The following is a 22,122-nucleotide window of genomic DNA, read 5'->3' as shown; positions in this document are numbered from 1 at the left end:
TTATCTGGCGCGTGTGCTTGTTTGAATGTACGCGATACCGAGATCTGTTAGTTGAACTGAATTCACACAAACGTGATGAATCATCATTTGTCATTAAGAATCGAAGGCGTTTTAATAACCTCGACGACATGATTCAACAGAGAGTTCAGGGAAAAACCATGATAAATCCCCATCAGTTAATTCAACGTTACCCATTGCTGAAAAAGTTGGTGGATCTGGAAGAGGTATTTTGGGCAAATCCAAAAGCCACAAGCCTAGAGGTAGCTCTGCCATACGTTGGGCTTAACGATAAGGAGGTAAAAGCCGCCAGCGACCGATTGGAAAGATTTGCTCCATATCTGGCTGAAGTGTTCCCTGAAACTGCACAGAAAGGGGGAATTATTGAATCCGAACTGGTCGCTATCCCTTGTATGCAAAAGGAATTGAGCAATCTGTATGGAATAGAGTTTCCCGGTACTGTTCTGCTGAAGAAAGACAGTCATCTTCCCATTTCAGGTTCCATTAAAGCACGAGGTGGGATTTATGAAGTACTCACTCATGCCGAAAAGCTCGCAACAGAGGCGGGTCTTCTCACTTATCAAGACGACTATCGAGTACTTAATACCGACAAGTTCCGATCATTCTTCAGCCAGCACAGCATTGCGGTCGGTTCTACTGGGAATCTTGGGCTATCCATTGGAATCATGAGCGCTAAACTGGGGTTCTCGGTATCAGTGCACATGTCGGCGGACGCCCGTCAGTGGAAAAAAGACAAGCTCCGAAGTCATGGAGTAAACGTTGTTGAATACGCGCAGGACTACGGAGTCGCTGTGGAACAAGGGCGCAAAGAAGCAGAGCAAGATCCCAACTGTTTCTTTATTGATGATGAGAATTCCCAGACTCTGTTTTTGGGCTATTCCGTGGCAGGCGAACGACTTAAAAAACAATTCGAAGAGCAAGGTATCGCACCCGATGAAAACCACCCACTATTCGTTTATTTACCTTGCGGTGTAGGCGGAGGGCCAGGTGGTGTTGCGTTCGGCTTAAAAATGGCGTTTGGCGATCATGTTCATTGTATATTTGCAGAGCCCACCCATTCACCCTGCATGCTGCTTGGTGTGCACACTGGGCTACATGATAAGGTTGCCGTACAAGATTTGGGGATTGATAACATTACCGCTGCAGACGGATTGGCAGTAGGCAGAGCTTCCGGCTTTGTAGGAAAAGCCATGGAACGCCTTCTGGGCGGTTTCTATACCCTTTCGGATGAACATATGTATCGCCTGCTAAAGTTGCTCAACCAATCGGAAAACATTCAACTCGAACCATCCGCTTTGGCAGGGATGGCTGGACCTTCACATGTCATCTCAAACCGCGAGTATCAAAAGCAGATTAGTATTGATGCGAATAAGCTAAAAAACGCAACGCATTTGGTCTGGGCGACAGGTGGCGGCATGGTGCCGAAGGAAGAGATGGAAAAATATTTGAGTAAAGAATAAACGAGCCAGTTGGCTCGTTTAGCGGTGTTCAGATCAAAACTCTATAGAGCCACGACCAGTTTGCCCATCGCGGGAAACGTTAGTGCTCTTCTCTGCTTTCCCATTATTTGCCGATTTATGGCTTGCCCGTTTTTTATTACCAGAAGCTGGCTTTTTGTTTTTTGGGGCTTCGGCTTTGCGGTTGTCCTGTTTTGCTGGTTTGGGTTCAGCTACAGTGACAGGCGCATCGCAAATCACAACGTAGTATTCCTGATTGAACTCAATCAAGTCACCGTCATACAGTTTTCGACGCTTGCGGGTTTCCAGCTCACCATTCACAGCAACATAGCCTTCTGAAATAGCGTACTTTGCTTCACCACCACCGCTGACTGCATTGGCAATCTTTAACACTTTATAGAGCTCTATTGGCTGAGACGCGACCTCTACCCCTAGCGCTTCTACTTCAATTTCTTCACTCATTAATGGTTCTCACTAGACATGACGCGACATTGTAACGATTTTTACCAAGATGTGTGGACATTAGTGGCAACCAGAGCATTTATGCTCCAGCAGTTTCAAAATCTCTTCAGGCTTACTCCACAAGTGAGCTGGGTTTTCTGCGGTTAGTTCTTGCTTGGAACCATAGCCCCACAATACCCCGGCACTCTTCAAACCATTTTTATGGGCGGCGGTTAAGTCTACCGCTCGGTCACCCACCATAAGTGACTTTTCAGAAATGACGCCTTCGGCTTTTAATGCTTCTAATTGTTGCCACTTCTCGGTGCCGATATCCGCACCGTCTACAAAGTCAAAAAGATCTCGAATACCATGCAGTTCCAAAATTTGACTGGCGTAATCAGCCCGTTTGGATGTGCATAAGCCAATGGAGAATTGTTGTGATTGATGAAGAGTTTTGAGAGCGTGGGTTATACCACTGTAAAGAGAGTTTTCTTTGTATCCGACTTCGGAATAACGTTCGCGATATTTGTCTACTAAGGATTGTATGAGTTTTGGGTCGTTTTGTTTGGTGATGTCATAGAAGGTCAGGTCTAGCGGGGGGCCGATGTAGTTTATTAATTGCTGCTCGGGGTAACTGGGGAAGTTGTGTGCTTGCAGCGAATAATTTATGGACCGTATGAAGCCTTGCCGGGGCTCTATGATAGTTCCGTCAAAATCAAAAATTATGGTTTGATAGTCCAATATTCCCTCCTTGCTATCCAAATTGTCATTGCTTGTTACCGCTTCAGTAACGTATAAATGGTAACCAAGTTGTTAAAAAAATACCAACAAAAATTAAAAAAAAGTTAGTCGGGATATAAAGAAACTACTAACCCGAAATAAGGTAAGTTAGTAGAAAATAATTTAAGGAAAATCAGATGATAAGTATGGAATTTTTGCTCACTTCGCTCATTGTGGTGTTGATTCCGGGTACGGGCGTGATTTACACAATTTCTGCAGGTTTGTTTCAGGGTAGAAAAGCCAGTATCGCCGCTTCCTTTGGTTGCACACTAGGGATCATACCTGCGCTGCTGGCTTGTGTGCTCGGGCTAAGCGCCATTTTACACACCAGCGCCCTCGCCTTTCAGGTAGTGAAATACATTGGTGTAGCTTACTTGTTGTATCTTGCCTGGGGAATGTGGCGCTCTAGCTCAGAAGGTGAAATGACCTTCGCCAAATCAAACGAAGTCAGCTTCAAAAAAATTGCCATTCAGGGATGCTTAATCAACATCCTGAATCCAAAACTCTCTCTCTTCTTTTTGGCATTTTTGCCTCAGTTTGTCCCGGCTGACAGCAGCTCCACCCTAGGAAGCATGCTTATTCTTGGAAGTGTATTTATGTTGATGACGTTTATTGTCTTTATTGGGTACGGGTTGTTGGCCAATACTGTGAGTCAGTACGTTACTCAGTCTAAGCGCGCAATCAGCTATTTGCAGAAAACCTTCGCCGCCAGTTTTGCTGGTCTGGGTGCCAAACTCGCTTTAAGTGAAAACTAACCTGAACTCGCGGTAATTTAGAAAAGCAAAGGCTGAGATATCTCAGCCTTTTTCATGCATTTCAATTTCTAACACGGGCAACTGCCGCCCTTCAGGAATCGATGGATAAGTTCCCACCTGATTTGCTCCGTATTTTCGATAGAAGCCTACGGCGTTAGGATCGGCAACGATAATTACTTTCTTGGCCCCCAGCTCATTAAGCCGAGCAAGCAGATCTGCCATGATTTGGTGCCCCAACCCTAGCCCAAGAAACCTTGGTTCAACGAAGCAGTCTTCCAGCTCGAATACACCATCTGTGGTTTTACTGAACGAATAGACGCAGCAAATCAGCCCGTCTGGCGTCAACCCCTTATACAGCTCTCGTTCACTTAGGTGAGATTCTCGGATGGTCAAACCCTCCCTCCACAAAGCAAGCAGCTCTGGTTCGTAGCCCCAGGAAGCTTTGGAGTCTTGGATCAATGCATTAACAGCGGGTAGGTCTTTTTTCGTCGCTTTCATAAAAGAACAGCGAATGGCTGCGGAATAAGTCATAGGCACTCCAGCCGTATACTACAATTCGAATGGAAGTTGAATTTGCCACACCAGACCGCGCTCATCGGATAAAAGTTTGGCGCTTCCGGCTAAAGATGAATTAATAATATTGGCTGCGACGGTCGCACTCAAGCCCACATGACCAGCACGCCCGCGTTTTGTGGTATAGAAAGGTCGAATGACTTCAGAAAGCGCTTCCTGCTCCACACCGACCCCATTATCCCAGTAAGTTATAGTAAGATGCTGCCCTGTTTTTTGCCAGGCAAGATGAATATTGCGCTTCTCATCGGTTCCGTTGTAAGCGTGAACCAGTGAATTCTCTATCAGGTTATTGAATACAATACCCAGCAGTTTAGGGTCGGTTTTCAGGGTTTCCTGATCGCCGTCCAGCTTCACCATAATGCCGGATTCTGCGAGCTTGCCATGATAGTGGGCAATCACTTTTTCTATCACTTTTATCAGGCTGATTTCTTCAATATCCAGCTCGTTATCTGTCGCTGAAATCGACTTAAACATCTCCATCATGTCCGCAACGCGATTCAGGTTGTTTAAGTTTAGGTCAACACTGTCATGGCAGAAGATAATGAAGTCTTTAAGTTTCGCGCTGGTAATCTTTTGCTCTCTGAACTGTTGTTCAAAGCTCAAAATTGTTTCTTTCATGTGTGTGGAAGTGAGGATACTGGTCCCCAGAGGGGTGTTAATCTCGTTTGCAACACCGACAACCAAATTGTTAAGAGCAGATGTGAGCTCTTTTTTAAGAAGTTTCTTTTGAGCTTCACGCAGGGAAAGTTGAGTCTTTACCCTCGCCAGAACTTCTTGCGGGCGATAAGGCTTCGAAATGTAGTCCACACCCCCAGAATCGAGCGCTTCAACTATGCTTTCCACATCGGTAAACGCACTGACAAAGATCACCGGAATATCGCTGGTGTCTGTGTTCTCTTTCAGGATTTTACACAGCTCAATCCCAGACATTCTCGGCATTTTAATGTCAGATATGATCAAATCCGGTTTCTGCTTCTCAACCAGTTTTAGCGCAATTTGTCCGCTGGTTGCAGCTCGAATTCGATATTCCGGCTGCTGCATTATCAACTGCAACATCCGCAAATTTTCTGCTACATCATCAACAATCAAAAGTTCGTACATATATCCCGCAAAACCTTGGTTTTTTACTCAAGTATAGACGAGGAAATTGAGAGTTATTGAGCCAAATTAAAATTTCTGAAATCAAACAGTTGTCTTCTTGGGTAAAGTGCACATTGTTAACTATGCTAAGTAAAGATGTGTACAAGATGTCTCCTGGTGTCGCCAATGAAAATGAAAACACTGTTTAGCCTACTGTTTTTACTAATGTTTGTTGTGAACATTAGCATCATTTTTGTGGCTAACAGGACGATAGATGTTTTTAGTGAAGAAGAAAAAATACTCTTACAACAGTCAGAACTCATCAAAATGGGGAATGAACTTAAGCAAAGTTCTGATAATTTGACCAAATTTGCTCGTGCCTATGCCGTCACAGGTGACACAAAATGGAAACAGCTCTTCCAGCGAGTGCTTGACGTGCGAAATGGCAAAGCCCCTCTCCCACCGGGGCATGAATACGATTACTGGGATGTCATCGCTACCGAAAATAACCTTCAGTTTTCACTCGAACCCGGTTTTGTAGGCGACACCTTCCTTCAACGAATCAATAAAGCGGGTATGTCCGAAACCGAAGTGAACAACCTCGCCTTGGCGCTCGCTACTTCGGATCAACTGGTGAAACTGGAAGAAGAAGCCTTTAAACAAATTGAACTCGCCACTGCTCAAGGCAGGCGCAATGCGCTGGACCTCCTTTACGGACAAACCTACTTCGATGAGAAATCCAAGATCATGTCTGCCATCGAAACTGCCTATCTTTCCAGTATTGACCGCTTGGCAGTGGAACATAAGAACGCGGCAGACATGGTGGGAACCAGCTCCAATCTGATGCTGCTCGGCGTGTTGATGTTAGGGTTCTTCCTGATGATCTCTTTCCTTCTCTTGTGGAGCGTCTATATCGCACCTCTGGGAAGAATGCAGAATCAGGTGATTTCTAAGGTGAATGATCAGGATTACGATTTTACCCTAAGCGAAAAAGTGAAAGGCGACTTGGGTGACTTTTCCAGTGCGATTAATTCCCTGCTATTCAACCTGAGAAACGAATTACGAATTGGGCAAACCGTCCAGAATTACAATGACGTGATTCGCGGTAAAGAGCAGTTAGAAGAAGTCATCTCAGCAACGAAGCAATTCTTAAGCACCCATTTTTCTTTCCCGCTAATCACCTTTTACCAGAACAAAAGCGGTGACTTAGTCGCTATCGACAACTTTGGTACTTTGTTCGACCCGACTCCCGATAGCCACACTTTCCCTTATTACTGCTTAGAAAGCGGTGCTCATCTGGTGGTGGAAGCCAAAAAAGAAACGCCGTTAAAACTTGCCATGGGTGACATGACAGTTGAGTTATTGGAGCTTCATGCATTCCCAATTCAGGCAAACAATAAACCACTTGGCGTGCTCCAGATTGGTACAGTAAACAAGCTGACAGGTAATAACCTTCGTATTTTGAACGAGCTGGTTGAAAACTTTAGCATCGCGTTCCAGCTTGGTCTGAACATCGAGCAACAAAAAGAAACCGAACAGGAAGTGACACGCCAGTTAGAGCTTAACCAGCACATTATTGATTCCATTCCGAACCCGACGTATTACCGGAATCGCTTAGGCGAATACCTTGGTGTAAATGAGCAGTTCTGTGAGTTTATGGAACTCAAAGTGGAAGATGTTTTGGGCAACCACATAGAAGACTTGTTTAACGAAGACACGGTTCATGTACTCAAACGTTACGAACTGGAACTGCTTCAGGGGACAAAACGCCTGCAGTTTGAAATGGTTTTGACCAATGGGAAAGGTGAAGACAGAAATCTCATTGTTTACGAAGCACCGTTCTACGATCAGAACAATGGCATCATGGGTATCGTTGGTACCTTTATGGATGTCACGGAAACCAAACGTCTTGAACGCGACCTGATTGAGTCTAAAGAATCTGCCGATAAGCTCAGCAAGATCAAAGGTGATTTCCTTGCCAACATGAGTCATGAAATCCGTACGCCAATGAACGCCATAATGGGGATGACCCACCTTGTTCTGTCTTCGGATCTCGGTGAAAAGCAGCGCGATTATGTTGAGAAAATTGATTACTCCAGTAAGCAACTGCTGGGCATCATTAACGACATTCTGGACTTCTCCAAAGTCGAAGCGGGCAAACTTCAAATTGAAAACACCGATTTTAGCCTCGACAAGGTACTCGATAACCTTGCCAGCGTTTTGTCCGTTAAAGCCGAAAATAAAGGCATTGAACTGATTTTTAACGTCTCACCGAACATTCCTAACCAACTGATTGGTGACCCGCTCAGACTGGGTCAGGTGTTGATCAATCTTGCCGGAAATGCCGTTAAGTTTACCGATAGTGGTGAAGTTATCGTTACGGTATCAGAAGAATCTAGGAATGAATCAAGCGCAGTGCTCAAATTCTCAGTAGAGGATACGGGTATAGGCATGACACCAGAACAAATGTCTGGCCTTTTCCAGGCGTTCAGTCAGGGTGATACCTCTACTACCCGTAAATATGGAGGAACCGGTCTCGGGCTGTCCATTTCACAGCAACTCATTCAACTGATGGGTGGCGAGATCATGGTCAGCAGCTATTACGGCAGAGGATCGCATTTCTGGTTCGAGTTAGAGCTTGATATTGGAGAAGAGCGACCAACCAAAGAACGCTACCTCATCACTCAGCACAAACGCGCATTGGTTATTGATGACAATGATACCGCAAGGCTTATTGTCGCCAGTATGTTGTCGGATATGATGTTTGAAGTTGATGTGGCATCCAATGCTAGTGATGCGTTCCACATCCTCGACGAGGCACAGAAGCAATACGACTTGCTGTTGGTTGACTGGCAAATGCCCGAAATGGATGGCATCCAGACCATCGAACACATTCGTAAGCACGATCTCAGCCCCGGTTCGAAGATGATTCTGATCACCGCATACGGCAATCAGCTCGATTTCAATGACCAGTACGGGCACATTATTGATGGCTTAGTGCTGAAACCCATTAATCCATCGAATCTTCTTGATACCATCGTCGATACGCTTGGCAGTTACATCAGCAAAGAAGAGATTAAAGAAGCAGCAGAATCCCCAGAAGTGGTTCACGACATCTCAGGCACTCGCATTCTGTTAGTGGAAGACAACATCACTAACCAAGAAATTGCATCCACTATTCTTGAAAATGAAGGGGCACAGGTCAGCATCGCTAATCATGGTATAGAAGCACTGGAGATGCTGGACAGCAATACTTTCGATGTTGTCCTTATGGACATGCAAATGCCTGTTATGGATGGCCTGACAGCCACGAAAGAGATTCGCAAGATATACGATGACAAGACCTTACCCGTTCTGGCCATGACGGCAAATGCCATGCGTGAAGACGTCGAAAGCTGCATGAATGTGGGTATGAACGCGCACATTGCCAAACCCATACATGTACCGAGCCTGTTGGCAAAAATCAGCGAATTTACGCAAAGCCGAAATGGCAAAGAATCCAATGCGGCTCCATCAAGTGCGGAACGTGCGGGTTCCATCGAGATGAACGGGAACAGCAACAAGGCTGCCAACTTGAACGGCGAACATACATTCCCAGAAGTGGAAGGTATTGACCTCGAAGGTGGTTTGAAGCGTCTTTCCGGTAATACGGAGATTTATTTCTCCACGCTGAAACGATTCTTTAAATCACAGGAATCTGATCTGAAGGAATTGCTCGCGATGATTCAGGATCAGGAACTGGATCAGGCGAAGGACAAACTGCACGCCATCAAAGGAGCCTCTGCCAATCTTTCGGTCGACTATATTCACCAGATGTCGCGATTCATGGAAAAACAAATCAAAGGTGGCGAACCCCCTGCAACTGATGATGTGAAGAAGATGATGGCGTTTGTAGAAATGGTGAATTCCCAAATCAAAGAAACGGAAGAAAAACCTCAGGACAAAATTGCTATCGACAGTAGCTTTCATAAGCTTTTGGAACAGTTAAACACTGCGCTACTGGAAGCCGATACTGAAGCACTGACGATTGTCGAGGAATTGCAGAAATATCAACTGGCGGATTCTTCACCTTTGAATGAAATGAGCGAGCTGCTGGATAATTTCCAGTTTGATCAAGCCGCCGACATGCTGGCAAGGCTCAGACAGTCGATTTAATCTGAAACCGATAAGCTTGGCTCTCTTTAGATAACAAAACACCTTGTGATTTCGACCTCACGGACAAACTAAACCCTCTCGTCTTTCTTCCAGTGAAAGACACGAGCATTTATAGCTAGGGCAGTAGTGGAAGCTTATGCTACACTCGCCGCCCTTTCTGTTTTCAATGAGATGATCACCATGAGCCTAAAGCAAGAACTTCAAAAGCTTCACAACCGTATAAACAACTGCCAGCGTAAATTAGATGCGGCGAAAGGGCGCGGTGATCAGGCAATGATTTCAAAGTTCGCTGATGAAATAGAAAAATTGAGTAAAAAAGCGAACTCGATGAAGCACAAGCAGCAATACGACATGAACAAAGAGCGTAAAAACTTGCTTAACATGCCATTCTCTCGTGAAATCACCAAAGCTGAACAAGCGGATATGGGGAAACTGAAGAAATCGGTGAAAGGCTTGGTTGTCGTCCATCCAATGACAAAACTGGGTAAGGAACTGAAACTGCAAGCAATGACTGGCTACGCTCCGAAAAAATTCTAATCTTCGGAGCTTAATTCAAGAGATAGGGTTTAAACCTCATCAGGGCGCAAAGTCAGCACTTCATAGCCTGTCTCGGTCACCAAAACAGTATGCTCCCACTGTGAAGAGAGTTTTCTGTCTTTGGTGATCACCGTCCAGCCATCCGATTTCAGTTTAGTTCGGTGAGTACCCTGATTCACCATCGGCTCGATGGTAAACGTCATACCAGCTTTCAGTTTCAACCCAGAGCGTTTGCGACCGTAATGCAGTACATGAGGGTCTTCATGCATTTCACGCCCAATCCCGTGTCCGCAATACTCCCGAACTATGGTATAGCCCATTTCTTCAGCATGACTCTGAATCGCATGCCCTACATCCCCCAGTGTCGCTCCCGGCTTAACCTGTTCAATACCTTTCCACAAGGCATCGTAGGTTGCTTTGACTAAGCGATGAGCCTGAGGTGATGCCCCCGGCATAACGTACATTTTACTGGAGTCCGCAATAAACCCATTTTTCTCAAGCGTGATGTCAATATTAACGATGTCACCGTTTTGTAAGATGTCGTTTTCGTTTGGAATACCATGACAGACGACGTGATTAATCGAACTGTTCAGTGCGTATTGATAATCGTATTGCCCGATGCTGGCGGGGCGCGCATCCAACACTTCAAAAATATACTCTTCTACCCACTCATTTATGTCATAAGTAGAGACACCCGGCTCGATTTTGCTATCGAGGTAGGTAAACACCTTTGCTAGCAATCGACCAGACTCACGCATCCATTCGATTTCCTGCTCCGTCTTAATCGGTACACTACTCATTAATCACGCCTTTAAGTTCAGCAGGCACCTGGTGCATCTGCTCTAGAATCAATTCCTGAAAAGTTTTTGTCGGGTTCAGCTCTGCCAGCCTACCCATCTTTATCCAGAATTCAGCCTGCGCATTAATGGAGCGGTTCATAACACTGCTGGATCTTCGGATCTCTTCATGCAGTTCATCGCCAATCTTAACAATTCCCATAATCTGCTCTCTTTATACGTTTTATATGCGAAATATATATGATTCGTATAAATGTAGCATTAATTCGATAAAAAAGCCGCTTCTTTATGAGGCGGCTTTAATATCCATATCCGGTCAAGATTAACGTTTGATTCAGTTCTTTATCAGGTAGGGTTCGAGAAAGTTGGACACGTCTTCACCACACAGCCCTACTTCCACATCAATACCGGCATCCTGAAGAATTTTAATCCCAGCACCACTGTTACGAGTGTCCGGATCCAGAATAGCGACATACACTTTAACGGGTCTGACTTTAACAAGTGCTTTGGCACAAGAAGGCGTTCGACCCTGAAAAGAACAGGGTTCAAGCGTGACGTAAGCTACCAGCCCATCATACGATCCTTTGTATCTGGCAATTGCTCCAGCCTCTGCATGGTGATTCCCCGGAGGTTGAGAGAAACCTTCGCTTACTATCTCCCCATCTTTCACAAACACACAGCCCACTGGGGGGTTAGGTCGGCAGCCTGGAAGCGCCTGTTTGGAAAGCTCAAGCGCTTTTCTCATGTATTGCTCGTGAACAGAACCATCGGTCATAAGCTTCGCCCCATCTTGTAGTACTCCACTCCAGACTTATAGAAAGCATCACCCTCGGCAGACATGCCAAACTTGGTGTAGAAATCCATGGCAGACTCACGAGCATCACACCAGAAATATTCAATGCCCTGCTCAGGTAACTGGTTGAGCACATATTCAATGACAGCGCTGCCATATCCCTGATGACGATGTTCAATTAGAGTGGCGAACTTACGCAGCCTTGCGGACTTTGCCACCGCATCAATAAAAATGGACGCTACACAAACAATATTGCCATCGACTTCCACACCGTAGTGCAGCGCATCTTCATCGCCCGGCACATGACAAAAGTCTGGTGGCATATCTGGCCAAAGTACCTCATGTCGCACAGGGATGGTCTGTTGCCACCCCAGCTTAACTATTTTCATTTCTGCCCCTACATTCCATGTTTTTGCTAACTATAGCGTGAATGAGAGGCAATTCAATGTCTTATACTCAAGCTACGCTTTAGCGTCTGCTGGTTTTGGTTCTTCGTTTGCTGGTTTGGCTGGCTGCTTCTTCCAGGAAAGTGCAATACACGCCACAACGATAGTGGCTCCACCCAGTGTGGTCATCCAGTCCGGGATTTCGTTCCAGAAGATAACGCCCCAAAGCACGTTGAAAACAAGACCGATATAACGCGTTACCGCGACTACCGCTGCGTTTTCATGGGTAAACGCCTTGGTCAGGAAAATCTGTCCAATTAAAGAAACCACACCAATGGCAATCAGGTAAACCCAGGCAATACCTTGTGGAATGACAAACTCGTCTTTCATCAGGTAACCCGACACCAGCATAGCGGTGAACAGGAAGTAGAACACAATCTCGTAGGTGTGATGCTTTTTGCTCAGATGACGAATAGTGATGGAGGCACCCGCCGCAAACAACGCACTCGCCACACCCGCAAGAGCGTAGATGTTAAACGAATCGAAGTTGAACGGATTCACGACTAACGCCACCCCGACCAGCACGGTAGGCAACAGAAACGCCGCTTTTTTGGGGAGTTTTTCTCCCAAAACCAGACTGGACAGCAATATCACGAAGAACGGAGACAAGTACGCCAGAATTGCCGCATCCGCCAAAGGAATGTGTACAATGGTGTAGACGAATGCCAGAAGATAGAAAGCTCCAAACAGACCGCGCAGCACCAGTAGCGGAACCCCAGAGGTTGAAAAACGGACGTTTGCCTGCCACATCAGACCCAGAATCAGCACTGTACCAATGACACTTCGGAAGAAGACAATTTCAGAGCTGGGAATGGTTAAACTGGCCGCTTTGATAAGTGCGTTCATCACACTAAAAATAAACGCAGAAAATATGGCTAACGCCACACCTTTATTCATTATGATTTCCTCTAAAGATCGGTCGATCGTCTCACCCAGTGAAGGCAGTTGCTCGCCTGAGTGTGAAATTCTTCAACTAAATGGTTAGGAAGGTCATGTTCACTCAACCAGGACTCGAATATGCCAAGTACACGATTCACCGTCGGGAGCTCAATTCCCTGCTCGTCCGCCAGTGCTTTAAACCAGTACAGAGTCTGTAAGTCCTCTTTGGGCACACGAGGCAGATGTAACTTCCCATTCTCTACTTTGCCTTTCGCGTAAGGCACCGCAGAGAAATCGAAGTAGCGACCATTTGCATCTGGCGTAGAAAACGGGTCGATCAGAATCGCGCTGTATCGGACATAAATCAGGTATTCCTGCTCAATGGCACTAAGGGACATGAACTGATCAATTTGATCACGACGAATGGTTTCCGGGTGCACGGGATAGTTGTCGTCATTCAGGAACTGGAGCAAGTTAAACGGTGTTCCGTCAAAGTGCTGCGTTAATGTCGAAATATCCCGCCACAGCTCAACCAGAGTATGGATGGTTTCTGTCGTAACTGGCCCTTCTGGGAACAGCTTGTACATGTACTTAATGTCTCCCGAGTCACTCAGAATGTGATTGAGAGAGAAAGGAGTAATGAAAAACGCGGGGTGAACGTAAGAAGTGATGTTTCTCCCCTCTACGCTATATCCATTGTCTAGCTCAACGACTTCAACACCCACTTCCGCTAACGTTTGAGCCAACAAATTCAGCACCGCACATCCACTTTGGCTCGAATAAGCGCTGGAATAAGCATAGATACGCTTTTTCGCTGCTTTGGTTGTCACACTGACACCAGCTTCACTGGCACTGAATTTGGTTGCAGCAAAGTAATTGGAGAACACCAGCACATTCGGCGCTAAACCCAGTTCTGCAAAAAAGCCTTTCACCAGCTTGTGACCACCAAACAAGGAGGAAATCAGCATCACTTGTTTTACAGACCCCAGACAAGATTTAGGCAACGCCGCCAGTACGTCTGAATAGGCATGAGACGGTGTCGCGAGAACCAAGGTATCCCACTGACCATCCGTTGCCGTTAAATCTTCAAACACCAGATCGAACTTAACTTGTCCGGCGAGTGGCTCCAAAGAGGGTTTTGCGGCAATCACCTGCGCCGAACCTTCACTGTTCAGACATTCAAACATTGGCTGCCATCGCTTTGAAGAACGGTTGACGATACCAAGTTGTTCGCACTGATTCTTGATGATTCTGGCGGTCTGAAACGCTGCCGGACCAGCACCAGCAATGAGTACTCTGCCTAATGATGCTGCCATTACGTTCTCCCCATCAACACGGTGTCATATACCGCGGCTTTGTTGTGAATCAACTGCGTATCCCAGCCTTCCATCAGGTTAGGGTTGAATGGGTAATTGAACGCCGATTTCAAACCGTTACCAAATCGCACCAATACACGGTGAGAGCAATCAAGATAAGGTTTAAGTTGGTTGAGCAGTTCCCATTTATGTTCAACCAGAGAAGCCACCACAACATGAGTCGGGCGAAAGGACTCAAATTCAGTGATCAAGTCCTGACACCCAAAGGTGGTAGACAAATGAGACGAATCTAACTGATTTGCCAGCGCGACCGCCTGCTCGTCAATGTCGATACCATGAACCACGGCACCCGTCAGTTGAGAGATAGTAAACGCTGAAAGCGGGTAAGAGCCTGAACCGATAAACAACACTCGGGAGTGGTTTTCAATTCCCGCACTTCGCAGTTCAATTTGTGCGTTTTCAGAAAGCTGACATAAGTATTCACTGACGCTGAGCTGATGCTCTCTGGCACATTGAGACTGGTGCTTTTCCAGCATACACAACGCTTTTACCGCAGTTTCACGCAGCCGTTTGACCTGACGATCATGCTCTGGGTTAAACCCGAGTTCATCACTGATCGTCTGCTGTTTTTCCTGCAGAATCCAGGAGCAGAGCTCGTCCAGTTTTTCCTGCAAAAGCGTAAAACACTCGCAACTTTCAATGCTGTAATTGGTTAATGTATGAATTTGAGATTCAAAGGTAGATATGGCAACTAATAATTGATAGTGCCTGCTAGTCATTGTCATAGTAAATCCTGATAATGCTTACTCAGTTTCGAGAGCTCGAACTGGGGTTACGTGAGTGTGCCCATGTATGCAACAACCTACGTCCACATGTACCTGATATATCCGGCTGAGTTTTTCAGAATCGAGCACGTCGTCTGGCTTACCGCTGTGTTGCACCACGCCATCGTCCAGTAACAGAAGATGGTCGCAGTAGCGAGCAGCAAGAGACAGATCGTGCAGCACTGCAATGGTGATGGTGTTTTTTGCTCGGGTATATTGACGAGCAAGGTCTAAAACCTGAACCTGATGTTTGAGGTCCAGGGCACTTGTTGGTTCATCCAGCAACAATACGTCTGGCTCAGAAACCAGCGCTTGTGCCAACGATACGAGCTGTTGCTGACCGCCACTCAGCTGAGAAAACTGTCTTGTCGCAAGATGAATCAGACCTAAATCATTAAGAATGGCTTCCGCTTTTTGTTCCTGCTCAGAGGTAATGTTCCAGCTCAGTTGATGAACTAAGCCCAGTAACACCACTTCAATCACAGTTAATTGACTGGAAGACTTATTGAGTTGGCAGAGATATGAGAAAGACTTGGGTGGTATCGCCTGCCCGTCTCTGCCACGTGAACTTACCTTACCCTTGTAAGGCATGATGCCCATAATGGCTTTGAGTAATGTGGTTTTACCTGCGCCATTCGGTCCTAAAATGGCGGAAAACTCTCCGCCACTAAAGCTCGCTTCTACCTTCTTCAAAACAGGCTTTCGCCCGACTGTTACGGCAAGATTTTCTATTGAAAGCGACTTCATTAGCTAAACCTCCTGCTTACCAGCAAATAAAGAAGAAACGGTACGCCCACCAAAGAGGTGACAATACCAATCGGGATGATGGTGCCCGGCACAATCAGCTTAGCAACAAGGGACGAAGCACAAAGAAGTAGTGCGCCCATAAAGGTTGCCAGTGGCAAATAGAAACGTTGATCCTCACCCACCAGCATTCTGGCTAAATGAGGGGCAACCAGACCGATAAATCCTATGGTTCCGACAAACGAAACCGCACCCGCTGTTAGCAATGAACACAGCAGGAACATTTGTAACCTGAGTCTGCTGGTATTAATGCCCAGAGCCTGTGCGCGCTCTTCACCCGAAGACAGAGCCGTCAGCGCCCACACCTTAGGCAAGGCAAACGCAAGACCAAAAAGCAAAATGGCTCCGGAAACAAAGAAGGACAACCAGCTTGCTTTAAGCAGGCTGCCGAACAGCCAGAATACAATCTGCTGTAACACTTCCGGGGAAGCCAGATACTGAACCAGAGACTGCAACGCCTGGAAAAAGAACAGCACAACGATACCGGCAAGTATCAGTACTTTGGCATCCATGTTTCGGCTTCGACCTATCATGTAGATCGCCATGCTCGCGAGTCCAGAGGTGACAAACGCAGCAAATGGTACGCCTAACCAATGAAGACCAAAGACAGAAAAGCCTGACAGTAATGCCAGCGCAGCACCGAATCCGGCTGCGGCAGAAACACCAAGGGTATAGGGACTTGCTAGCGGGTTGGCAAGTAAGGTCTGCATCAGACCACCAGCCAGACCAAGAGATGCACCAACCACAATACAGGTGAGAGTAACTGGCAGCCGAAGCTGCCAGACAATGGTCGTTGATAAGCTGTCACCAGACGGTCCGCCTAAGAGCGCCTCAACAACTTGATCCACACCTAGCCACGATGAGCCAGTACCAATATCGAATAAAACGGAAACGCCCACCGCCAGCAATGTCGCCAGCAGAACTTTGATCCGCCGCTTTTGCATTCGCTGATAGATGCCGCTGCCTGAACTAAGATCAGACGGCAACGACGCTTTGACCGCTTCGCTCATGACTTAGCCTTCCACCTGAATCATGAAAGTACCTTTAAGAGCTTGCGGCATGTAGTTGTTAAAGAAGTTCTGGTGCGACTTCTTAGGGTCAACGTCTTTAAACGCTTCTGGGTAGATAGATTTCGCCAGGTATTGCAGGAATACGTGATCGTAAATTGTACGAGTACCTGAGTGATACATGCCGTAAACGTCGCCATTCTTAACCGCTGTCAGTTGTTTCCAGCCAGCACGGTTCAGGTATGGACGGTATCTTGCCTGCGCTTCTTCCATTGTGGTACCAAAACCAAGCAATGCACTGTCGCTGTGCTTCGCCCAGTGAGCACCGGAAACAAAGATAACTTCTGGATCTTTGCTCAGTACGTATTCAGGAGTCAGGTGAGCAGAACCTTTGAATTTGCCGTTTGCGATGTTATCCGCACCCGCCATGTTCAGGATGTTACCCCACATCGCGTTAGAGTAAGACTTGCCAAACTCATTTGGACCGCCGGTACCAATTTCAACATACACACGGCGTGCATCGTGGTTTTTCAGGTACTTTGCAACGCGTTGTTTTACGTCGTTAACTGTATTTTCGTATTCTGTCGCAATCGCTTCAGCACGCTTTTCTGTGCCCATCACTTTACCGATAACACGAGCACTGGTTACGTGCTTTTCAAGCGTTTGAGCATTGAAGTCCACAACAACAACTTTGATTCCGCTTTTTTCAAGGATCTCAACTTTTTCGCCAAGAGACTTGTATTGCCATGCCGCAACCAATGCCACATCCGGCTTAGTCGACAGCAGTTTTTCAAAATCAAATGTGCCTGTGTAGATGGAACCAGAATCAACGATAGTTTCTAGTTCAGGAATGATTTTGCTGTAAGTTTCCCACTGAGACTGGCGGTAATCTTTCCAAGAGTGACGAGGGAAAATAGATACCTTTTTGTATGCATCTGGTCCAGCAATCGCCAGATAATCTTCAAAATAAAAACCTAGGAAAATGCTCTCTGCTGGTTTTTCTAAATGTATGTCCCTACCGATTACGTCCTTGAAATGAATGTCAGCAAAAGCGCTCGTAACACTGCCTAAAGCCAAAGCAGCTACACCAAGTGCTTTCAAAAAACGTCCTTTCATTAACCTATCTCCAACTGTGTTTATTAATTAAAGTGTTATTGTATAACATCACAACGGCACGCAAGGTAATGGAATTGAGAACAATTATCAATAGCTAAAAGCATGAAATTTCACCGTCATTTGTACGGTCTCTCTCTAGGATAAAATAGCGTCGAGGATACGGTTATGAAGCTTTCTACACTAGGGACGGTGCTGCTAATTGGGTGGTTTACCTTGATTATTCAGGCAAATGCATACTCACTCAATGGATTTGAGCTCTCTGATGCCACCATTGAAACCAGCGAAATTTTGCACGGTGGACCACCGCGAGACGGCATTCCATCAATCGATGAACCAAATTTCATTGCTGCGAGCAAGGTCGACTATTTGCAAAATGATGACATAGTGCTTGGAGTGGAAATCGATGGCGTTGCTCGCGCCTATCCCACCCGAATTTTGGTGTGGCATGAGATAGTAAACGACCAAATCAAAGGAACACCGTTTGCGGTGACCTACTGCCCACTTTGCGGCACCGGGATGGTCTTTGATGCAAGAGTGAACGGCAAAGCACGAAGCTTTGGCGTGTCCGGATTGCTCTATAGAAGCGACGTTTTAATGTACGATCGTGAAACTGAGTCGCTATGGACACAGCTAGGTTTAACGTCCGTTAGCGGCAAAGAAGCAGGCACACGCCTTAAGTGGATGCCTTCGCAGCACATGACCTGGAAAGCGTGGAAGGAAAGAAACCCAAATGGCGAAGTCCTATCTCTGGATACCGGATTCCACCGAGATTATTTTGGTCAGGCATACGCCCGCTATTTCGCGTCTGACACCCCAATGTTTCCTGTCCCTAATACTCGCGATGAACTGTCTCAGAAAGAATGGGTTGTTGGCGTGATTGTGGATGGGAAAGCCAAAGCCTATCCAATATCAGAATTAGAGAATAACCCAGAATTTAGCGACACCTTAGGCGGCAAAAAACTTGAGGTGCGTTATCAGAAAAATGCACGCCACCCTGTCGTGAAAGACAGCAATGGAAACCTGATTCCATCGGTGATGGTGTTCTGGTTCGCTTGGCAGGCGTTCTATCCAGAAACCGAGCTTTACCAAAAATAGAACAAAATGCGGAGGCAACATTGCCTCCGCTATACTCTTTCGTCTTTTGTTCTTTTACTCTTTTATTGCGACAATGCTGATTGCTCCAAGGTGCTGTCGATGCTTACGAAATACCTTTCGCATCCCTATCACCCTTTTACGTGCCTCCTTATCCAGAATTAAGTTTTTAAGCACCCTCAAGAACCCCAATAACCCTTCATCGTCGATCATTCTCTTAGATTCCAGCAAGTGCATAGGGGCGAGGTGTGTAGCCTGAATTTTAAATCCATGAGAGTGCAAATGCTCAGCCCACTCTTCGGGGGTAATGGGTTTTGCTGGTGCCTGAATTGCCTGAGCGATGTCTCGTTGAATTTCACGCTTCAGATCTTCATCAATTTCATTTGGCATTAAGCAGAGTTCGTGTATTCCGTAACGACCATTACTTTCCAAAACGCGAGCTGCCTCTCCGATGATGTCTGACTTTCTCGGTTCAGGCTGCATCGTCAGCATGGCTTCTCCATACACAACGGAAGCCGATTCCTGATCCAGATCGGTCGACTGTGCGTTTCCCACCAGACATTGTTGATTGGGTGAAGCCAGATAACGCCGCACCAGTTCAGCCGCCTGTTCGTTCTGTTCAATTGCCGTATAAGACGCCGGATTCCGAGACAAACACAACCTGGCGGTAAAGCCCAATCCGGGCGCAAATTCCACCACAAAATCTGATGATCGTATGCTGAGCGAGTCGATCATCTTCTCGGTCAGCGCTTTGCCTCCGGGTCTCAATACTTTCTTTCCTAAGCGCGCTAACACCCAGTGACCGGGCATTTTATCGACGGATCTTTCCTCGCCCGGCATAACAGTTCTTTCGGTCATTTGGCGCTCCTAGGTAAAAACTATGATAGAAAGTAGGAATAACAAAAAAGAGATGATGGCGATCCAGCGAAATGGTGCACTGATACTTTCCATGTAGCCGCCCCTTCTTTTGATAATGATTGTTATTTACAATCTATAATAAACGACTTTGATCCGCGCTTGACGATCATCAATCTGAGGTAACCAAAATGCCCGACACCATTCTTTCTCTGCTGGATAGCGAGAAAAAATCCGACCTGCTCAGCTGCCGAAAAGAAAAAACTTACTCAGCGGGTGCTGTGCTGTTTGAGCGGGGTGATCAGGCAAAACACATGTTTCGGGTGGAAAAAGGCAAAGTTTCGCTGTTTCGGTTGATGCCCAATGGCGATGAAAAGCTTTTTAAAGTGTTTATGTCGGGTGGATGGATAGCAGAAATGGCCATGTTTATGAATCCGCGCCAGTACCCGATGAGCGCGCGAGTAGATCAGGACACCACTTTATCGCTGTTTCATCACAAAGATGTGGCAAGAGTGTTCACCAGCGAACCTGAAATTTCGCTCAAAACAATGCACTTCATGTCTAACAAAATCCACGAGCTAATGAATACCGTTGATATCCTCACACAAGTAAGTGCACCGCAAAGGTTGATCATGAAACTCGCTGAGATATATCGAAAAGAAGCGGCGAAGTACGAAGGAAAAATCCCCTTACCGGCTTCTAAGAAGCTGATGGCAACTCAATTGGGAATGACACCAGAAACCCTGTCGCGCACCCTCACCAAACTCAAGGATGAGGGGTACATCAGAGAGACGGGGCATTGGATAGAAATCGAAGATATTCCTACCCTTTGTGAACACGTTGATCTTTCTCCAGACATCTTTTCGATATCTTCGGAATTGAGTGAGAAACCGGGAGCTTAGCTCTCCATGGTCATCATCAGAAAACCACAGAATGCCGCGTTGTTAGGGGAGAGATCCTGACTGACGTGTTTGCGCATTTCTAAAATCTGCCTGCGGTATTCTTGGTAGAAATCCCAGGTAGGTGCAGGTTTGTATTCCAGCCCTTTCAGCTCAAAAAACTTAATCACACCCTTGGCAGTGGTGGGTTTTACAAACACCTCATCCAGCGGTGCATAGTAGTTAGGCAAGATGGTGACCAGCGACCATTTGGCAAGCTTTACAGGTCTGAGTAAGTCCAGCATGGTGTTAAAACCGTACTCCTGATCGCCATGAAGTATGTCTTTCAAGGAGTAAGCTAAAGCCTCTCGTTCCTGATGAGTCATGGCTTTGACGTAATCCCGGAATTTTGGTTTTTCAAACATTGAAACCATGGAAGAGCGACTGACCATTTTGGTCATCATTTCCGCAGTGCCCTGAGCATCCGTAAATTTTTCCTCGCTGAATGCCTCCTGCGCCTGCGCGATCATCTGATCCATTTTGTGCTTTTTGCCAATCTCGATCATCTCCGGACTGTTAAACCCTCCCGGCACACGAATCAAAAAGTCTGTCTCTGCCGCCTTAAGCCTGTCAATGTTCATGCATTCCCTCGCTGAGTTTTCATCGTTTTTCTAAATTACCAGTAATTTTCGTAGCTGAAATGTCCAGGTTTGCGACGTAAGTGTTTTTCAAATCCCAGTTTTTTTAGCGCTTCTGATGTGTCTTTCACCATAGCTGGGTTGCCACACAGGTAAAAGAAGCTCTTACTGGAATCCAAATCTAAGTTGGTCGCCTGCAATAACTCCCCGTTCAATAACAACTTTGGAATTCTCCCTCTCAGGGCTTGAGGGTTATCTTCTCGGGATACCACGGGAACATACATAAACTTGCCACCCAGATCGTGGTGGACCTTTGCGATCTTATCCTGATAAATCAGCTCCTGACTGGCGCGAACTGCATGAACCAGCACCACCTTTTCGTATTTATCAAACTCTTCTTTATCTTCCAGCATCGCAAGAAATGGACCCACCGCTGTACCCGTCGATAGGAACCAGAGCTCTTTCGCGTACTCAGGGATCTCGCTCATTATCATAAAACCGGAAGGTCGTTTATCGACATAAACTGAATCGCCGACCTGCAATTCAAAGAGCTTTGGAGAAAGCTGACCTTCGGAATCTGAGATGATAAGAAATTCAAGAAAATCGGGACCTTGAGGTTGATTAGGTGAGTTCACCATTGAATATGCCCGGCGCACCCAGTCTTCGTTATCGATCTTTAATCCAAGTTTGGTGAACTGACCTGCCACATAAGATTCGATACTCGCCTGCACCTGAATCGTGAACATATTGTCTGTCCAATCAACACGTTGAGTAACTATTCCTTCTGTTAATCCGTGCGGAACATCTTGCATTCACACCTCCCAGTCTGGTGTTTATCTACTGACCACAAAAGCGACTTTTCGCCGATTGCGGTTACCTTA

The 22,122-nt window shown here is 46.3% G+C and carries 23 protein-coding genes; 6 read left to right on the top strand and 17 right to left on the bottom strand.

The genetic code is table 11. From position 1 onward, the window contains the following. The first annotated feature begins 158 nt into the window (after positions 1-158). Positions 159-1,478: a D-serine ammonia-lyase gene (gene dsdA, locus INR79_RS21265; RefSeq protein ID WP_223099721.1), complete on the top strand. Its 1,320-nt coding sequence runs from the start codon at positions 159-161 to the stop codon at positions 1,476-1,478. A gap of 33 nt (positions 1,479-1,511) precedes the next feature. Here dsdA and INR79_RS21260 read toward each other — a convergent pair whose 3' ends face one another. Together INR79_RS21260 and INR79_RS21255 are read right to left on the bottom strand one after the other, a co-directional pair. Further along, a complete protein-coding gene (locus tag INR79_RS21260) occupies positions 1,512-1,937 on the bottom strand; it encodes an RNA-binding S4 domain-containing protein (protein ID WP_223099719.1) in 426 nt (141 codons plus the stop codon). Positions 1,938-1,997: 60 nt separating this feature from the next. After that, a complete protein-coding gene (locus tag INR79_RS21255; RefSeq protein ID WP_223099717.1) occupies positions 1,998-2,657 on the bottom strand; it encodes an HAD family hydrolase in 660 nt (219 codons plus the stop codon). A 176-nt stretch (positions 2,658-2,833) separates the two neighbouring features. Between INR79_RS21255 and INR79_RS21250 the strand changes: the two genes are divergently transcribed. After that, a complete protein-coding gene (locus tag INR79_RS21250; RefSeq protein ID WP_223099715.1) occupies positions 2,834-3,451 on the top strand; it encodes a LysE family translocator in 618 nt (205 codons plus the stop codon). Between the two features lie 42 nt (positions 3,452-3,493). On the opposite strand, the gene INR79_RS21245 is transcribed toward INR79_RS21250, so the two are convergent. Further along, positions 3,494-3,982: a GNAT family N-acetyltransferase gene (locus tag INR79_RS21245; RefSeq protein WP_223099713.1), complete on the bottom strand. Its 489-nt coding sequence runs from the start codon at positions 3,980-3,982 to the stop codon at positions 3,494-3,496. A gap of 18 nt (positions 3,983-4,000) precedes the next feature. Beyond that, positions 4,001-5,125 carry a hybrid sensor histidine kinase/response regulator gene (locus INR79_RS21240; RefSeq protein WP_223099711.1) on the bottom strand — a complete coding sequence of 375 codons (1,125 nt, stop codon included), beginning with the start codon at positions 5,123-5,125 and terminating at the stop codon, positions 4,001-4,003. Positions 5,126-5,290: 165 nt separating this feature from the next. Between INR79_RS21240 and INR79_RS21235 the strand changes: the two genes are divergently transcribed. After that, complete coding sequence (locus INR79_RS21235) at positions 5,291-9,259, top strand: hybrid sensor histidine kinase/response regulator (protein ID WP_223099709.1); 3,969 nt, start codon at positions 5,291-5,293, stop codon at positions 9,257-9,259. 180 nt (positions 9,260-9,439) lie between these two features. Then, positions 9,440-9,796 carry a YibL family ribosome-associated protein gene (locus INR79_RS21230; protein ID WP_223099707.1) on the top strand — a complete coding sequence of 119 codons (357 nt, stop codon included), beginning with the start codon at positions 9,440-9,442 and terminating at the stop codon, positions 9,794-9,796. Positions 9,797-9,825: 29 nt separating this feature from the next. Here the strand turns inward: INR79_RS21230 and map are convergent, their stop codons facing one another. From map to INR79_RS21180, 10 genes are all read right to left on the bottom strand, one after another. After that, complete coding sequence (gene map / locus INR79_RS21225; protein WP_022560932.1) at positions 9,826-10,596, bottom strand: type I methionyl aminopeptidase; 771 nt, start codon at positions 10,594-10,596, stop codon at positions 9,826-9,828. Then, complete coding sequence (locus tag INR79_RS21220; protein ID WP_004407380.1) at positions 10,589-10,795, bottom strand: ParD-like family protein; 207 nt, start codon at positions 10,793-10,795, stop codon at positions 10,589-10,591. The genes map and INR79_RS21220 overlap by 8 nt, the downstream gene beginning before the upstream one ends. Before the next feature lie 132 nt (positions 10,796-10,927). Continuing rightward, positions 10,928-11,368 (bottom strand): bifunctional diaminohydroxyphosphoribosylaminopyrimidine deaminase/5-amino-6-(5-phosphoribosylamino)uracil reductase RibD, encoded by a 441-nt coding sequence (locus tag INR79_RS21215; RefSeq protein ID WP_223099705.1) that lies wholly within the window; start codon positions 11,366-11,368, stop codon positions 10,928-10,930. Next, positions 11,365-11,775 (bottom strand): GNAT family N-acetyltransferase, encoded by a 411-nt coding sequence (locus tag INR79_RS21210; protein ID WP_223099703.1) that lies wholly within the window; start codon positions 11,773-11,775, stop codon positions 11,365-11,367. The genes INR79_RS21215 and INR79_RS21210 overlap by 4 nt, the downstream gene beginning before the upstream one ends. 72 nt (positions 11,776-11,847) lie before the next feature. After that, a complete protein-coding gene (locus INR79_RS21205; protein ID WP_223099701.1) occupies positions 11,848-12,729 on the bottom strand; it encodes a DMT family transporter in 882 nt (293 codons plus the stop codon). An 11-nt stretch (positions 12,730-12,740) separates the two neighbouring features. Beyond that, positions 12,741-14,027, bottom strand: coding sequence for an opine metallophore biosynthesis dehydrogenase (locus INR79_RS21200; RefSeq protein ID WP_223099699.1), 1,287 nt, complete (start codon positions 14,025-14,027; stop codon positions 12,741-12,743). Next, complete coding sequence (locus INR79_RS21195) at positions 14,027-14,812, bottom strand: nicotianamine synthase family protein (RefSeq protein WP_022560927.1); 786 nt, start codon at positions 14,810-14,812, stop codon at positions 14,027-14,029. The genes INR79_RS21200 and INR79_RS21195 overlap by 1 nt, the downstream gene beginning before the upstream one ends. A gap of 18 nt (positions 14,813-14,830) precedes the next feature. Continuing rightward, entirely contained in the window at positions 14,831-15,598 is a 768-nt protein-coding gene (locus tag INR79_RS21190; protein WP_022596056.1) for an ABC transporter ATP-binding protein, read from the bottom strand. Continuing rightward, positions 15,598-16,665 carry a FecCD family ABC transporter permease gene (locus INR79_RS21185; RefSeq protein ID WP_223099697.1) on the bottom strand — a complete coding sequence of 356 codons (1,068 nt, stop codon included), beginning with the start codon at positions 16,663-16,665 and terminating at the stop codon, positions 15,598-15,600. The genes INR79_RS21190 and INR79_RS21185 overlap by 1 nt, the downstream gene beginning before the upstream one ends. Before the next feature lie 3 nt (positions 16,666-16,668). After that, on the bottom strand, positions 16,669-17,778 hold the full coding sequence (locus INR79_RS21180) for an ABC transporter substrate-binding protein (protein ID WP_004407399.1): 1,110 nt from the start codon (positions 17,776-17,778) through the stop codon (positions 16,669-16,671). A 165-nt stretch (positions 17,779-17,943) separates the two neighbouring features. On the opposite strand from INR79_RS21180, the gene INR79_RS21175 reads away from it, so the two are divergent. Next, positions 17,944-18,873 carry a DUF3179 domain-containing protein gene (locus INR79_RS21175; RefSeq protein ID WP_223099695.1) on the top strand — a complete coding sequence of 310 codons (930 nt, stop codon included), beginning with the start codon at positions 17,944-17,946 and terminating at the stop codon, positions 18,871-18,873. Between the two features lie 54 nt (positions 18,874-18,927). Here INR79_RS21175 and INR79_RS21170 read toward each other — a convergent pair whose 3' ends face one another. Then, positions 18,928-19,728, bottom strand: a complete 801-nt coding sequence (locus INR79_RS21170; protein ID WP_223099693.1) for a class I SAM-dependent methyltransferase — start codon at positions 19,726-19,728, stop codon at positions 18,928-18,930. Positions 19,729-19,916: 188 nt separating this feature from the next. On the opposite strand from INR79_RS21170, the gene INR79_RS21165 reads away from it, so the two are divergent. Further along, positions 19,917-20,627, top strand: a complete 711-nt coding sequence (locus INR79_RS21165) for a Crp/Fnr family transcriptional regulator (RefSeq protein WP_223099691.1) — start codon at positions 19,917-19,919, stop codon at positions 20,625-20,627. On the opposite strand, the gene INR79_RS21160 is transcribed toward INR79_RS21165, so the two are convergent. Both INR79_RS21160 and INR79_RS21155 read right to left on the bottom strand, forming a co-directional pair. Beyond that, positions 20,624-21,244: a hypothetical protein gene (locus tag INR79_RS21160; RefSeq protein ID WP_223099689.1), complete on the bottom strand. Its 621-nt coding sequence runs from the start codon at positions 21,242-21,244 to the stop codon at positions 20,624-20,626. The genes INR79_RS21165 and INR79_RS21160 overlap by 4 nt on opposite strands. 35 nt (positions 21,245-21,279) lie before the next feature. Continuing rightward, positions 21,280-22,053: a ferredoxin--NADP reductase gene (locus INR79_RS21155; protein WP_022590943.1), complete on the bottom strand. Its 774-nt coding sequence runs from the start codon at positions 22,051-22,053 to the stop codon at positions 21,280-21,282. Between the last annotated feature and the right edge of the window lie 69 nt (positions 22,054-22,122).

Source organism: Vibrio sp. SCSIO 43132, assembly GCF_019904195.1.
Lineage (GTDB): Bacteria > Pseudomonadota > Gammaproteobacteria > Enterobacterales > Vibrionaceae > Vibrio > Vibrio nigripulchritudo.
This window is presented reverse-complemented; position numbering and strand designations above follow the sequence as displayed.

Coding starts and splice junctions, on each gene's coding strand:
- dsdA (WP_223099721.1), top strand. CDS start 159: ATGATAAATCCCCATCAGTTAATTCAACGTTACCCATTGCTGAAAAAG.
- INR79_RS21260 (WP_223099719.1), bottom strand. CDS start 1,937: ATGAGTGAAGAAATTGAAGTAGAAGCGCTAGGGGTAGAGGTCGCGTCT.
- INR79_RS21250 (WP_223099715.1), top strand. CDS start 2,834: ATGATAAGTATGGAATTTTTGCTCACTTCGCTCATTGTGGTGTTGATT.
- INR79_RS21245 (WP_223099713.1), bottom strand. CDS start 3,982: ATGACTTATTCCGCAGCCATTCGCTGTTCTTTTATGAAAGCGACGAAA.
- INR79_RS21240 (WP_223099711.1), bottom strand. CDS start 5,125: ATGTACGAACTTTTGATTGTTGATGATGTAGCAGAAAATTTGCGGATG.
- INR79_RS21235 (WP_223099709.1), top strand. CDS start 5,291: ATGAAAATGAAAACACTGTTTAGCCTACTGTTTTTACTAATGTTTGTT.
- INR79_RS21230 (WP_223099707.1), top strand. CDS start 9,440: ATGAGCCTAAAGCAAGAACTTCAAAAGCTTCACAACCGTATAAACAAC.
- map (WP_022560932.1), bottom strand. CDS start 10,596: ATGAGTAGTGTACCGATTAAGACGGAGCAGGAAATCGAATGGATGCGT.
- INR79_RS21220 (WP_004407380.1), bottom strand. CDS start 10,795: ATGGGAATTGTTAAGATTGGCGATGAACTGCATGAAGAGATCCGAAGA.
- INR79_RS21215 (WP_223099705.1), bottom strand. CDS start 11,368: ATGACCGATGGTTCTGTTCACGAGCAATACATGAGAAAAGCGCTTGAG.
- INR79_RS21210 (WP_223099703.1), bottom strand. CDS start 11,775: ATGAAAATAGTTAAGCTGGGGTGGCAACAGACCATCCCTGTGCGACAT.
- INR79_RS21205 (WP_223099701.1), bottom strand. CDS start 12,729: ATGAATAAAGGTGTGGCGTTAGCCATATTTTCTGCGTTTATTTTTAGT.
- INR79_RS21200 (WP_223099699.1), bottom strand. CDS start 14,027: ATGGCAGCATCATTAGGCAGAGTACTCATTGCTGGTGCTGGTCCGGCA.
- INR79_RS21195 (WP_022560927.1), bottom strand. CDS start 14,812: ATGACAATGACTAGCAGGCACTATCAATTATTAGTTGCCATATCTACC.
- INR79_RS21190 (WP_022596056.1), bottom strand. CDS start 15,598: ATGAAGTCGCTTTCAATAGAAAATCTTGCCGTAACAGTCGGGCGAAAG.
- INR79_RS21185 (WP_223099697.1), bottom strand. CDS start 16,665: ATGAGCGAAGCGGTCAAAGCGTCGTTGCCGTCTGATCTTAGTTCAGGC.
- INR79_RS21180 (WP_004407399.1), bottom strand. CDS start 17,778: ATGAAAGGACGTTTTTTGAAAGCACTTGGTGTAGCTGCTTTGGCTTTA.
- INR79_RS21175 (WP_223099695.1), top strand. CDS start 17,944: ATGAAGCTTTCTACACTAGGGACGGTGCTGCTAATTGGGTGGTTTACC.
- INR79_RS21170 (WP_223099693.1), bottom strand. CDS start 19,728: ATGACCGAAAGAACTGTTATGCCGGGCGAGGAAAGATCCGTCGATAAA.
- INR79_RS21165 (WP_223099691.1), top strand. CDS start 19,917: ATGCCCGACACCATTCTTTCTCTGCTGGATAGCGAGAAAAAATCCGAC.
- INR79_RS21160 (WP_223099689.1), bottom strand. CDS start 21,244: ATGAACATTGACAGGCTTAAGGCGGCAGAGACAGACTTTTTGATTCGT.
- INR79_RS21155 (WP_022590943.1), bottom strand. CDS start 22,053: ATGCAAGATGTTCCGCACGGATTAACAGAAGGAATAGTTACTCAACGT.